Annotated in this window: 10 protein-coding genes, 1 tRNA gene and 1 rRNA gene; 10 read left to right on the top strand and 2 right to left on the bottom strand. The window is 56.6% G+C overall.

From position 1 onward, the window contains the following. Window positions 1-4 precede the first annotated feature (4 nt). The 5 genes from UN63_RS11465 to UN63_RS11440 all read left to right on the top strand — a co-directional run bounded on the left by UN63_RS11465 (window position 5) and on the right by UN63_RS11440 (window position 4004). Window positions 5-80, top strand: a tRNA-Thr gene (locus tag UN63_RS11465). 27 nt (window positions 81-107) lie between these two features. Next, window positions 108-222: ribosomal RNA gene (rrf, locus tag UN63_RS11460) — 5S ribosomal RNA — on the top strand. A 703-nt stretch (window positions 223-925) separates the two neighbouring features. Further along, the gene (ccoG, locus tag UN63_RS11450; protein WP_104486883.1) at window positions 926-2347 is read left to right on the top strand and encodes a cytochrome c oxidase accessory protein CcoG; all 1422 of its coding nucleotides are present in this window, start codon (window positions 926-928) and stop codon (window positions 2345-2347) included. Window positions 2348-2392: 45 nt separating this feature from the next. Further along, on the top strand, window positions 2393-3361 hold the full coding sequence (locus UN63_RS11445; RefSeq protein ID WP_104486882.1) for a serine/threonine protein kinase: 969 nt from the start codon (window positions 2393-2395) through the stop codon (window positions 3359-3361). Window positions 3362-3401: 40 nt separating this feature from the next. Beyond that, window positions 3402-4004 carry a thiol:disulfide interchange protein DsbA/DsbL gene (locus UN63_RS11440; protein ID WP_104486881.1) on the top strand — a complete coding sequence of 201 codons (603 nt, stop codon included), beginning with the start codon at window positions 3402-3404 and terminating at the stop codon, window positions 4002-4004. Window positions 4005-4048: 44 nt separating this feature from the next. Here UN63_RS11440 and UN63_RS11435 read toward each other — a convergent pair whose 3' ends face one another. Further along, window positions 4049-4357: a hypothetical protein gene (locus UN63_RS11435; RefSeq protein WP_181068236.1), complete on the bottom strand. Its 309-nt coding sequence runs from the start codon at window positions 4355-4357 to the stop codon at window positions 4049-4051. A gap of 55 nt (window positions 4358-4412) precedes the next feature. After that, the gene (locus UN63_RS11430) at window positions 4413-5924 is read right to left on the bottom strand and encodes a YifB family Mg chelatase-like AAA ATPase (RefSeq protein ID WP_104486880.1); all 1512 of its coding nucleotides are present in this window, start codon (window positions 5922-5924) and stop codon (window positions 4413-4415) included. Window positions 5925-6305: 381 nt separating this feature from the next. Between UN63_RS11430 and ilvG the strand changes: the two genes are divergently transcribed. The 5 genes from ilvG (at window position 6306) to ilvA (ending at window position 12652) form a co-directional block, all read left to right on the top strand. Beyond that, on the top strand, window positions 6306-7985 hold the full coding sequence (gene ilvG / locus UN63_RS11425) for an acetolactate synthase 2 catalytic subunit (protein WP_104486879.1): 1680 nt from the start codon (window positions 6306-6308) through the stop codon (window positions 7983-7985). Then, entirely contained in the window at window positions 7982-8242 is a 261-nt protein-coding gene (ilvM, locus tag UN63_RS11420) for an acetolactate synthase 2 small subunit (protein WP_104486878.1), read from the top strand. The genes ilvG and ilvM overlap by 4 nt, the downstream gene beginning before the upstream one ends. Window positions 8243-8253: 11 nt before the next feature. Continuing rightward, on the top strand, window positions 8254-9177 hold the full coding sequence (locus UN63_RS11415) for a branched-chain amino acid transaminase (RefSeq protein ID WP_104486877.1): 924 nt from the start codon (window positions 8254-8256) through the stop codon (window positions 9175-9177). Window positions 9178-9245: 68 nt separating this feature from the next. Next, entirely contained in the window at window positions 9246-11096 is a 1851-nt protein-coding gene (ilvD, locus tag UN63_RS11410) for a dihydroxy-acid dehydratase (protein ID WP_104486876.1), read from the top strand. Window positions 11097-11131: 35 nt separating this feature from the next. Next, window positions 11132-12652 carry a threonine ammonia-lyase, biosynthetic gene (gene ilvA, locus UN63_RS11405; protein WP_104486888.1) on the top strand — a complete coding sequence of 507 codons (1521 nt, stop codon included), beginning with the start codon at window positions 11132-11134 and terminating at the stop codon, window positions 12650-12652. Window positions 12653-12657: the final 5 nt, after the last annotated feature.

Raw genomic sequence — 12657 nt, 5'->3', positions numbered from 1 at the left:
TTCCGCTGATATAGCTCAGTTGGTAGAGCGCACCCTTGGTAAGGGTGAGGTCCCCAGTTCGAATCCGGGTATCAGCACCAGATTAAAATTAGATACAACCAGTTTTGTTTGACTGCCATAGCGTTGTGGTCCCACCTGATCCCATGCCGAACTCAGAAGTGAAACGCACCCGCGCCGATGATAGTGTGGCAGCTGCCATGTGAAAGTAGGTCACAGTCAAACACCTATCACCAAGCCCCGCTCAACGAGCGGGGCTTTTTGTTTTGCCTGTCTTTTATTCCTCATTGTTTTTCTGTTCCGGAGAGCTCTGGAGCCTGTCTGTTCGATCTTTTTGACTGTTATATCAATCCCGGACAAAGGGCCAGCTTCTCCGACCCGCTCAAGCACCTCCCTGTGACGCTCAGCACATGACTTCCCTGTCATGTGATGGTCGGTGAAGCAGATCCCTTCGTCCTCCTTGATGCTTCGGCGTGGCCTGTTGGCGCCGTCTTCGGGCAACTCGGTGTTCAAGAAGAGGCAACAGAGAACGGCTCCCACGACCGTGAAATGCCATGGCCGGAAAATGTTCCTGCCGTTCCGGCATTCCCCCCTTCCCTGGCGGTCAGATGGCATTCACGAGCCCCATCGATGGGTTTACGGCGAGGCGGCTGTGTTGCCTCTGGCACCAGAGGCCTCAATCTGATCAGATACTGAATGGAATTGGTATTACTGATCACTGTCATGGTACGGGGGTGTCGGAATGCTCTATCATGATGTCCTGTATAGCATGAACCGATCCTGGCTCGGAAAAGAGTGACCTGTGTCACCTTTTAATCGAGTGTTTTGCTGCAAAATGCCGCATAACTCGTATCTTATCTGCAAGTTAACAAGAGCTTGTCGAGTAGAACATTCGGTCGCAGTCAGTCAGAACAACTATGTGAGCATGATGAACGATAAACATAAGCAGATAGACATCAAGGATGTCACCGAGGCGGTGCGTTCCCACAGGCCTACAGACGAAGGTCACATCTATGTACGAGCGCAAAAAGGACAATGGCAGCAGCTGCGCAAGATGATGGGATGGTTTTTCATGCTGTTGTTTACAGTGGGTCCCTGGCTGAGCTGGAATGGACGACAGGCGTTACTGTTTGATGTAGAGCAGCAGCGTTTTCAGATATTTTCGACCACTATCTGGCCACAGGATCTGACTCTTTTGGCTCTGCTGTTGATGGTGGCGGCCTTCGCTCTGTTCTTTATCACTACTTTCCTCGGACGGGTATGGTGTGGCTACCTGTGCCCCCAGACGGTATGGACTTTCGCGTTTATCTGGTTCGAGGAAAAGCTGGAAGGCAGCGCCAACAAACGCCGCCAGCTGGACAAGTCGTCATGGAACTTCAACAAGATATGGCGCAAGAGTGCCAAGCATCTTTCCTGGCTGGCGGTATCACTTTTTACCGGTTTTACCTTCATCGCCTATTTCGTTCCGGCAAGAGAGCTGGCGGTAGATCTGCTGACCTTTTCGACCAGCTTCTGGATCGGATTCTGGGTGCTGTTCTTTGCGTTCTGTACTTACGGTAATGCGGGCTGGATGCGCACCATAATGTGTACCCACATCTGTCCCTATTCTCGCTTTCAGTCCGCCATGTTTGATAAAGACACCTATACGGTCAGCTATGACGTCGAGCGGGGCGAGAGCCGTGGCCCGCGTCCACGCAAGGCGGATCCCGAAAAGCTGGGGCTGGGTGACTGTATCGATTGCAATCTCTGTGTTCAGGTCTGTCCGGCGGGAATTGATATTCGTGACGGTCTGCAATATGAGTGCATCAACTGCGGTGCCTGTGTGGATGCCTGTGATCAGACCATGGATCGAATGGGCTATGAAAGAGGGCTTATCAGCTATACCACAGAGCACAAGTTGCAGCACGGAGAAAGCGATGTGGGGCGACCCAAGCTGATTGGTTACGGCATTGTCATGGTGCTGATGCTGGCCGCCTTTGCTTATATGGCATCCAATATCATGCCGATGGGTATCGAGATCATCCGGGATCGAAACCAGCTCTATCGTGAAACTGCCGAAGGGCTGGTAGAGAATACCTATACCCTGAAAATCATGAACAAGACGCTGGACACCGAAACCTACCGGCTTCGTGTCGAGGGGATAGATGATGTTGAGTGGATAGGTCCCGAAGAAGTCGTGGTTCGCGGTGGTGAGGTATTGAGCTTGCCGATCAGTCTGGCGGTGGATCCTTACCTGCTGTCAATGCCGGTCAAGGACATCACTTTCGTGATGACTCATACCGGGCTTGATGAAAACGACAGCAAGGCCAGGTTACGCAGCAAGAGTAAGTTCTTCAGCTCGATTAACTGATATCCTCAGACCGCAGCCAGTTGCTGCGGTCTTTTTTGGAGTGGCATGAACTATTACCAGCTTACCCCCGATGTGATTGCCGATGCGCTGGTCAGTGTCGGCATTTATATCGATTCGGGACTCATGGCGTTGAACAGCTATGAAAACCGGGTCTACCGATTCAAGAGTGATACCGATGGCATCTTGGTGGCCAAGTTTTATCGCCCACATCGCTGGAGCCGGCAGCAGATCCAGGAGGAACATGATTTTCTGTTCGCCCTGGATGATGCCGGTGTTCGCGTGGCGGTACCGCTCATACGTGATCAAAACAGCGTTTTCGAACACGGCAACATGCTGTTTGCGGTCTGGCCCTCGGTATCCGGTCGTCAGTTCGAGGCCGATAACCTCGATCAGCTTGAGGCGTTGGGAGAGCAACTGGGGCGGTTACACACGGTAGGAGAGCAGTTTGTGCTGCACCATCGACCACAGTTGAGTACCGATGACTATCTGTTGCGGGCTCAACGGGTGCTTGAGCAAGAGGCTCGGATACCGAATCGACTGCGGGGCGAATTTTTTGCCCGGCTGAATGAGGTGGTGGAGAAAGCGACCGCACTATATCGGCCCAAACAGCAGCTGACCCTGCATTGTGACTGCCATGTCAGCAATATACTGTGGCGTGACGGACTCTGGCTGCTCGACTTCGATGATTGCCGCACCGGTCCGGCGGTACAGGATCTGTGGATGATGCTCAGCGGTAGTCGTCAGGAACAGCTGTTGCAGCTGGACACCCTGCTGGCCGGTTACGAGACGGTGCGGGAATTTGATGCGGCAGAGCTGTCGCTGATTGAACCACTAAGAGCCATGCGGATGGTTAACTATATGGCCTGGTTGGCGGCGCGTTGGTCTGATCCTGCCTTTCCGGCCAATTTTCCCTGGTTTAACACCGAAGACTACTGGCAACAGCAAATTCGAGTATTATCCGATCAATTGCAGAGTCTGGATGCAGTACCATTATCCTTGACCTCCTGGAACTGATTACTTAACGTGAGTCAGCCTCTACTGAATGGGATCCTGTATGAAAAAATATATTGTTGTTTTGTTTGCCCTGCTGTTGGCTCCACTGGCCAGTGCCGCTCCCGAATTCAAGGAGGGCGTTGAATACACTGTGGTGAATGAAACCGCCAGCAGCAAACCGGAAGTGACCGAGTTTTTCTCTTATGTGTGCTCGCATTGCTACAGCTTTGAGCCACTGATGGAAAAACTGCAAGAGCGGGTACCCGAAGTACAGTTGCAGAAAGTACCGGTTTCTTTTCTCGGTCGGGAAATGGGCCCCGTGCTGCAGCGCGCCTATGGTGCTGCCGTACTGCTCAAGGTGGACGACAAGCTGACGCCGGTTATCTTCGACCAGATCCATCGGCAGAAAAAAATGCCCAATGGTCTGGATGATATCAAGGCGATCTTCGTTGCTAATGGTGTTGAAGCCAAGGCTTTCGATGGCGTGATCAACAGCTTTGCACTTAATGGCATGGTCGCCCAGTACGACAAGGCCACAGAGCGCTTCAATGTGCGCGGCACGCCCACCATAGTGGTCAGGGACAAGTATCAGCTGAACATGAGCGAAATAGGCTCGGAAGAGCGGTTTTACCGGGTGGTGGAGTATTTGCTGTCGGTAGGATAATCGGTCTTGCCATGATGCGGCCCGCCGCATCATGGCTCCGGGTGTCATGACGTATGGCGCTTGCTCTGGACTATGGTACGAACGTTGGACTGACTGTCTTCCTGATAGCCATCCCCCTGGGCCTGCCAATAGGTTGTAGGCAGATGGAACAGATAAAATTTCTCCCGGTGGGTGTCGGTGACAAATCCCATGCCCTTTAACGCCAGTTCATAATGAATATCGGTGATGAACTCGTGAGTAAAGCGCTGCCTTCCGGAGAGCGCGGCTATATCTGCTTTGGTCAGATAAACCCCACTTTTCGCCTCCTTGAAGCGTTCATGCAGCCAAATGGCAAACTCCTTCGCACTTTTCATCCGTTACTCCTTTAGGCCAAGGCCGTCTGTTTAGGTATAGCAGCGTCTTACCGGCTCAGCTCTGTAACTGTTGTAGCAGCCGATCCATGGCCCGGTAGCCCAGCGCTTCGATTAAATGATGGCGCCCTATTTCTTGTTCGTCGTTCAGATCGGCTATGGTTCTGGCGACCCGGATCAATTTATGCCAAGCGCGGATGGAGAGTTTCATTCGGTGCAGAGCCTGCTCCAGAAACAAGGCATCCTCCTGCTCCAGTGGGCAGAACTTATCCAGCTCGGCGGCACTGAGCCGGGCATTGGTTTTGCCGGCGCGTTTTAGTTGTCGTTCTCTGGCTGCCAGTACCCTCTTGCGTATCTGGGCCGACCCTTCGGCTTTGGGCCGTATGCGACTCAGCTCTCCCGGGGGTAATAGTGGTATTTCTACCGACAGATCGAAACGATCCAGAAAAGGCCCGGATATTTTGCTCAGGTAACGCAGTATCTGCTCGGAAGAGCTGCGGCTGTAGCCATCTGCATAATGGCCGCAAGGGCTGGGGTTCATGGCGCCTATCAGCTGAAAGCGGGCGGGAAACGTTACCCGATGCGCCGCCCGGGCGATGGAGATACTGCTGGTTTCCAGCGGTTCGCGCAGGGCATCCAGTACCCGTCGTTCAAATTCGGTCATTTCATCGAGAAACAGTACTCCGTTATGGGCCAGAGAAATTTCCCCGGGTCTGGGATAGCTGCCTCCGCCTACCAGCGCCACGGCAGAGGCCGAATGATGAGGCTGACGAAAGGCCCGCAGTCGCCAGTTTTCTGGATCCAGGTTCAGACCACTGATGGACCTGATGGCGGCGGTCTCGAGCGCTTCCTCCTCGCTCATCGGCGGCAGCAGCCCCGGCAGGCGACTGGCTAGCATGCTCTTGCCGGTACCGGGCGGGCCGAGCAGCAGCAGATTGTGCTCGCCGGCGGCGGCAATCTCGAGTGCCCGCTTGCCACCTTCCTGGCCGATCACATCGCAAAGATCGGTGATATAGTCGCGTTCTTCCGATATGACTCGTTCTGGAACCGCTAATTCTCCTTCTTGTTGCAACCAGGCGGTAATGGCCAGAAGGTGGGGAGCCAGCCGGGCCGGGCAGGGGTGGATCACACCGGCCTCTATACCATTGCCGGCGGGCAGTACCAGTATCCGCTCACTGTCGCGGGCGGCCAGTACCGCCGGCAGGGCGCCTTTAATCGATCGCAGCGCCCCGGTCAGTGCCAGCTCGCCCAGAAACTCCAGCTGCTCCAGGCTGGTGGCGGGGACTTGGCCTGAGGCGGCAAGAATAGCCATGGCGATGGGCAAATCGAAACGGCCCCCGTCTTTAGGCAGATCGGCGGGAGCCAGGTTGACGGTGATACGCCGGGCGGGAAATTCAAAACCGGAATTCAGCAGGGCACTGCGTACCCGATCCCGGGCTTCCTTGACCGTGGTTTCCGGCAGACCGACGATATTGAAGGCGGGCAGACCATTGGCAAGATGGGCTTCAACGGTGACCAGTGGCGCGGCGACGCCCAAACTGGCGCGGGCAAAAACAACGGCGAGTGACATCCGGTCTCCCTGATATTTTATTTTTAAAAATTAACTTTTTTTAGCTTTTTTAACTACCTTTTCGTTACCCCGATTTGGCCGTTTTTTAATATTGTGAACAAGAAAGTCTTGTCTAGCTTAGCTCACCATGCTAGTTCTATAGGTCTGCTTGAGTCGAAGGTTCCGGCTCTTCATCCTATTTAACGGTCGGTGACATGAATTTCTTTGTACGTTTCGTCAGCATTATCGTGGTCCTAGTGGTGATTATAAAATCACCTCTCGGGGCACTGTGGTCTGACGAAACGTAAAATAACCGGCAGACAACAACGCAAAACCCCCGAGTCACCCACTCGGGGGTTTTTTTTAAACCGGCTTTGGCAGTAACACATGGACAGCAATAAAATGAATGGCGCACAGTACATCGTTCAGACTTTGAAACAACAGGGAGTCACCCAGATCTTCGGTTACCCCGGCGGCGCCATCATGCCGCTCTATGACGCGCTCTACGACGGTGGAGTGGAGCATTTGCTGTGTCGTCATGAGCAGGCTGCCGCCTTGGCTGCCGTGGGCTATGCCAGAGCCAGTGGTCAGGTGGGTGTGTGTATGGCCACTTCCGGCCCCGGGGCTACCAACCTGATCACCGGTCTGGCCGATGCCATGCTCGACTCCATTCCGCTGGTGGCCATTACTGGTCAGGTGCCGATGGCAGCCATCGGCACCGATGCCTTTCAGGAAGTGGACGTGCTGGGCATGTCGTTATCCTGCACCAAGCACTCCTATCTGGTGGAAAATGTCGAGGATCTTGGTGCCGTTATCGCCGAAGCCTTCGAAGTGGCCCGCTCCGGCCGCCCCGGCCCCGTGTTGATCGACGTGCCCAAAAATATTCAGGTTGCGCTGGTTGAGCCCAAGGCAACCCCGAGTTTCAGCACCGAACCCAATGCCCTGGATGAAGACGCCCTGGCTCAGGCTCAGGCACTACTGACGAAGGCGAAGAAGCCGGTGTTGTATGTCGGTGGCGGTGTCGGCATGGCCAATGCCGAGGCAGAATTACGTGCTTTTGCCCGGCAAACAGGTATGCCGGCGGTGACCACCCTCAAGGGAATCGGCACCCTGGATCCGGATGACGAGCTGTTTTTGGGCATGCTCGGCATGCACGGTACAAAAGCCGCCAATCTGGCAGTTCAACAGAGTGATCTGCTAGTTGTGGTTGGCGCCCGTTTCGACGACCGGGTCACCGGCAAGCTGGACGCCTTTGCGGTGAACGCCAAGGTTATCCATCTGGATAAAGACGCTGCCGAATTCGGCAAGGTGCGTCACGCTCAGGTAAGCATAGATGCGGAGCTGATGACAGTACTGCCCTTGTTGGTGAGCGATAAGATGGTGAGCGATAAGTTGGGTAACGAAACGCTGGCTATCGACGACTGGCGTCAGCACTGCAAGGCACTCAAGGCCGATCACGGCTGGCGTTACGACCACCCGGGTGAAGCCATCTACGCCCCCTTGATGCTCAAGCAGTTAAGTGATGCCCTGCAGGATACCGCCATGGTGAGCTGCGACGTGGGTCAACACCAGATGTGGGTGGCTCAGCACATGAGCTTTACCAGCCCGCGCAACCACCTGAGCAGTTCGGGTCTGGGCACCATGGGCTTCGGCCTGCCGGCGGCCATCGGTGCCAAGCTGGCCCGTCCCGAACACGAATCGGTGCTGGTCTCCGGCGACGGTTCCTTCATGATGAACGTGCAGGAGCTGGGCACTCTCAAGCGCGCCCAGTTGCCGGTAAAAATGGTGCTGCTCGACAACCAGCGACTGGGCATGGTGCGTCAGTGGCAGGAACTGTTCTTCGACGGTCGCTACAGCGAAACCATACTTACCGATAACCCAGATTTTGTGGCCATGGCCGCCGCCTTCAATATTCCCGGCGAAACCATTACCTGCAAAGAGGAAGTGGAGCCAGCCATCCAGCGCATGCTGGCGGCCGATACCGCCTACCTGTTGCATGTTCGTATTTCAGAGCAGGAAAACGTATGGCCCCTGGTGCCGCCCGGTGTTGCCAACGACCAGATGATGGAGAAAAAAGCATGAACCAGCACAATTTGCAGATAGAAGCCCAGTTTCGTCCCGAGGTCCTCGAGCGGGTGCTTCGTCTGATCCGTCATCGTGGCTTTCGGGTGGATGACATGGAAATGTCCACCTCGGTTGATTGTAAAAGTCTTAATATTAGAGTTACTGTCAGCAGTGACAGAGCCATTCAGCTGTTGAGTCGCCAACTCGAAAAGCTGATGGATATAACCCGTGTCGAGGCGCAGCTTGTGGAGCAACGATTCAGAAAAACGGCTTGAGGGAACAACCAATGTCTACTGCCAAATACATCTGGTTCAATGGTGATATGGTGCCCTGGGAAAAGGCCCAGGTGCATGTAATGAGTCATGCGCTGCATTACGGCTCGTCGGTGTTCGAGGGCATTCGTGCCTATGAGACGCCCAGGGGCCCGATGATTTTTCGTCTGGAAGAGCACGTACAACGCCTGTTCGATTCAGCCAAAATCTATCGAATGAAGATCCCGTATACCCATGAAGAACTGATGGACGCCTGCCGGAAAGCGGTAAGCGAGAATGAGTTGAACAGCGCCTACCTGCGGCCGCTGGTATTTATCGGCAACGTCGGCATGGGCCTCAACGCGCCTAAAGACGTGCCGTGCGACGTGATTGTCGCCGCCATTCCCTGGGGCGCCTACTTGGGCGAAGAGGGGCTGGAGCGGGGCGTGGATGTCTGCGTGACCTCCTGGAACCGGCTGGCGCCCAATACCATGCCCACCGGCGCCAAAGCCGGCGGTAACTATCTTTCTTCTCAGTTGATATCCGGCGAAGCCAAGCGCCACGGCTATGACGAGGGCATTTCTCTCGACGTGCATGGCCACCTGAGCGAGGGCGCGGGAGAAAACCTGTTTCTGATCAAGAACAAGGTACTCTATACCCCGCCGGTTACCGCCTGTATCCTGCCCGGTATCACCCGCGATACCCTGATGACCCTGGCGCGCGAAGCCGGTTATCAGGTGCGGGAAGAAGCCATCTCTCGCGAGGCGCTGTATCTGGCCGATGAAATGTTCATGACCGGCACCGCCGCCGAGGTGACCCCGGTGCGCAGCGTGGATGGCATAGAGCTTGGGGCCGGTAAACGAGGCCCGATCACCACAGAATTGCAAAAAGCTTTTTTCGGGTTGTTCGACGGCAGCACCAGGGATAAATGGGGTTGGTTGACCCCGGTGAAAGTTTGATTTTCAAATAAGAGAGAGGGGCGCACTGCGTCCCTGTTTTACTCAATTGTTGTTACAGGAGTTATAGAATGCCAAGGTATCGTTCCGCCACCACCACTCACGGCCGCAACATGGCCGGCGCCCGCGCCCTCTGGCGCGCCACCGGCATGACCGAAGAAGATTTCGGCAAGCCGATCATCGCCGTGGTTAACTCCTTCACCCAGTTTGTGCCGGGCCATGTACACCTGAAAGACATGGGCCAGCTGGTGGCGCGTGAAATCGAAGCCGCCGGTGGCGTCGCCAAGGAATTCAACACCATCGCCGTGGATGATGGCATCGCCATGGGTCATGGCGGCATGCTCTACAGCCTGCCCAGTCGGGATCTGATCGCCGACTCGGTCGAGTACATGGTCAATGCCCACTGTGCCGACGCCATGGTGTGTATCTCCAACTGCGATAAAATCACCCCGGGCATGCTGATGGCCGCCCTGCGGGTCAATATTCCGGTGATCTTCGTCTCCGGTGGCCCCATGGAAGCCGGCAAAACCAAGTTGTCTGACCAAATCATCAAGCTGGATCTGGTCGACGCCATGATCCAGGGTGCCGATCCTACCGTGTCTGACGCTCAGAGTGAGCAAGTCGAGCGCAGCGCCTGCCCGACCTGTGGTTCCTGCTCCGGCATGTTTACCGCCAACTCCATGAACTGCCTGACCGAAGCCCTGGGCTTGTCTCAGCCCGCCAACGGCTCCCTGCTGGCCACCCACGCGGATCGTGAACAGCTGTTCAAGACAGCCGGCCATCGTATCGTCGAGCTGACCAAGCGTTATTACGAGCAGGATGACGACTCGGCCCTGCCGCGCAACATCGCCACCAAGGCGGCGTTTGAAAACGCCATGGTGCTGGATGTCGCCATGGGTGGTTCCACCAATACCGTACTGCACCTGCTGGCCGCCGCCCACGAGGCCGGTGTCGACTTCACCATGACCGACATCGATGCCCTGTCGCGCAAGGTACCCCAGCTGTGCAAGGTGGCGCCGTCCACCCCGAAATACCACATGGAAGATGTGCACCGCGCCGGTGGTGTCATGGGCATTCTCGGCGAGCTGGACCGTGCCGGTCTGCTGCATACCGAGCTGCCGACCGTGCTGGGTATGACCCTGGCCGAACAGCTGGCCCGATACGATGTGATGGTGACCGAAGACGAAGCGGTGAAAACCATGTTCCGCGCCGGTCCTGCCGGTATCCGTACCACCAAGGCATTCAGCCAGGATTGCCGCTGGCCGACTCTGGACGACGACAGAGCTGAAGGTTGTATCCGCAGCCTTGAGCACGCCTACAGTCTGGAAGGTGGCCTGGCCGTATTGTCCGGCAACCTGGCAGTAGACGGTTGTATCGTCAAGACCGCCGGTGTGTCCGACGATAACCTGGTGTTCCGTGGCCCCGCCCGCATCTATGAAAGTCAGGATACGGCGGTAGAAGGTATTCTGGGTGGCGAAGTGAAAGCCGGTGATGTGGTGGTGATCCGCTACGAAGGCCCCAAAGGCGGGCCCGGCATGCAGGAAATGCTCTACCCCACCACCTACCTCAAGTCGATGGGCCTGGGCACCAAGTGTGCGCTGATCACCGATGGTCGCTTCTCTGGCGGTACCTCGGGCCTGTCCATCGGTCATGTCTCCCCCGAGGCGGCCAACGGCGGCACCATAGGCCTGGTACAGAACGGCGATATCATCGATATCAATATTCCGGGTCGCAGCATAGTGCTGGACGTGGCGGAGTCCGAACTGGCCGCCCGTCGTGAAGTCATGGATGCCAGGGGTGAGCAAGGCTGGCGGCCGATTGGTCGCGAGCGGGAAGTGTCTTTCGCCCTGCGCGCCTATGCGTCGCTGGCCACCAGTGCTGACAAGGGCGCGGTACGCGATATCAGCAAGCTGGGGGGATAATAATGGCACAACCGGCATTGAAAGAGGCCGCCAAGCTGCGGTCGGCGACCGAATATCTACGCTGCATCCTGCTGTCTCCGGTGTATGAGGCGGCGCGGGTGACCCCCTTGTCGCCGCTCAAGAAACTTTCCGAGCGGCTGGGTCATTCGGTATCGCTGAAGCGGGAAGACATGCAACCGGTGCATTCTTTCAAGCTACGGGGTGCTTACAACAAGATTGCCCAGTTAAGCGCAGAGCAGCAGCAGGCCGGGGTCATTGCGGCCTCGGCCGGCAACCATGCCCAGGGCGTGGCCTTGTCGGCCGCCAAGCTGGGCATCGACGCCACCATAGTGATGCCCACGGTCACCCCCGACATCAAGGTGGAGTCGGTGCGCCGTTTTGGCGGCAAGGTGATACTGCATGGCAACAACTTCGATGAAGCCTATGCCCGTTGTCTGGAGCTGGCGCAGGAGCATAGCCTGACCCTGATCCCTCCCTTCGATGACGAAGACGTGATCGCCGGTCAGGGCACCATAGGGCGCGAACTGCTGGAGCAGGATACCCGCCTGACCCATGTATTTGTGCCGGTGGGCGGCGGTGGTCTGGCGGCCGGGGTGTCGGTCTACATCAAGCAGCTGCTGCCTCAGGTCAAGGTGATTGGCGTCGAGGCCGAGGGCTCGGCCTGCCTTAACGCCGCCCTCAAGGCCGGGGAAATTGTCACCCTGGACCGCGTCAGCATGTTTGCCGACGGGGTGGCGGTGAAGCGCATGGGCACCGAGACCTTTCGCCTGTGCCGCGAGTATCTCGATGGCGTGGTCACCGTCAGTTCCGACGAGATCTGCGCCGCGCTCAAGGATATCTTCGAAGATACCCGCGCCATCGCCGAGCCTTCGGGCGCGCTGTCGCTGGCCGGGTTGAAGAAGTACAGCCAGGCGGGTGATTACAAACATGCCCGCATGGCGGCGGTGCTCAGCGGTGCTAACGTCAACTTCCATTCTCTGCGTTATGTCTCCGAGCGTTGCGAGCTGGGTGAAAAGCGGGAAGGGGTGCTGGCGGTGACCATCCCCGAGCGCAAGGGGGCTTTTCTGGAATTCTGCGAGGTACTTGGCAACCGCATGGTGACCGAGTTCAACTATCGCTACTCGTCGGAAGAAAAGGCCGCTCTCTTGGTGTCGGTCCGGCTCAGCGACGGTGACCGGGAACTGACCCAGATCATGATGGAACTGGAGCAGGCCGGTTATCCGGTGGCCAACATGACCGACAACGATCTGGCCAAGTCCCATGTACGTTACATGGTGGGTGGTCGGCCACCCAAGGCGCTGCATGAACGGCTGTACAGCTTCAGGTTTCCCGAGCAACCTGGTGCCCTGATGCGCTTTCTGCATACCCTGGGTACGCACTGGAACATTAGCCTGTTTCACTACCGCAACCACGGTGCCGAATTTGGCCGGGTGCTCTGTGCCTTCGAGCTGCCCGACCAGGATCTGGCCTCGTTCGAACGCCACCTGGCCGAGCTGGGCTACCGCTGGGATGAGGTGACTCAGGATCCTGCCTATCAGTTCTTTCTGGCTCATTAATGGTA

The organism is Oceanisphaera arctica (genome assembly GCF_002936955.1).
Taxonomy (GTDB): domain Bacteria; phylum Pseudomonadota; class Gammaproteobacteria; order Enterobacterales; family Aeromonadaceae; genus Oceanimonas; species Oceanimonas arctica.
This window is presented reverse-complemented; position numbering and strand designations above follow the sequence as displayed.

Excerpts from the sequence above, each read along its gene's own strand:
- UN63_RS11415 (WP_104486877.1), top strand. The coding sequence starts at position 8,254 with ATGTCTACTGCCAAATACATCTGGTTCAATGGTGATATGGTGCCCTGG.
- UN63_RS11435 (WP_181068236.1), bottom strand. The coding sequence starts at position 4,357 with ATGAAAAGTGCGAAGGAGTTTGCCATTTGGCTGCATGAACGCTTCAAG.
- UN63_RS11440 (WP_104486881.1), top strand. The coding sequence starts at position 3,402 with ATGAAAAAATATATTGTTGTTTTGTTTGCCCTGCTGTTGGCTCCACTG.
- UN63_RS11445 (WP_104486882.1), top strand. The coding sequence starts at position 2,393 with ATGAACTATTACCAGCTTACCCCCGATGTGATTGCCGATGCGCTGGTC.
- ilvD (WP_104486876.1), top strand. The coding sequence starts at position 9,246 with ATGCCAAGGTATCGTTCCGCCACCACCACTCACGGCCGCAACATGGCC.
- ilvG (WP_104486879.1), top strand. The coding sequence starts at position 6,306 with ATGAATGGCGCACAGTACATCGTTCAGACTTTGAAACAACAGGGAGTC.
- ccoG (WP_104486883.1), top strand. The coding sequence starts at position 926 with ATGAACGATAAACATAAGCAGATAGACATCAAGGATGTCACCGAGGCG.
- UN63_RS11430 (WP_104486880.1), bottom strand. The coding sequence starts at position 5,924 with ATGTCACTCGCCGTTGTTTTTGCCCGCGCCAGTTTGGGCGTCGCCGCG.
- ilvM (WP_104486878.1), top strand. The coding sequence starts at position 7,982 with ATGAACCAGCACAATTTGCAGATAGAAGCCCAGTTTCGTCCCGAGGTC.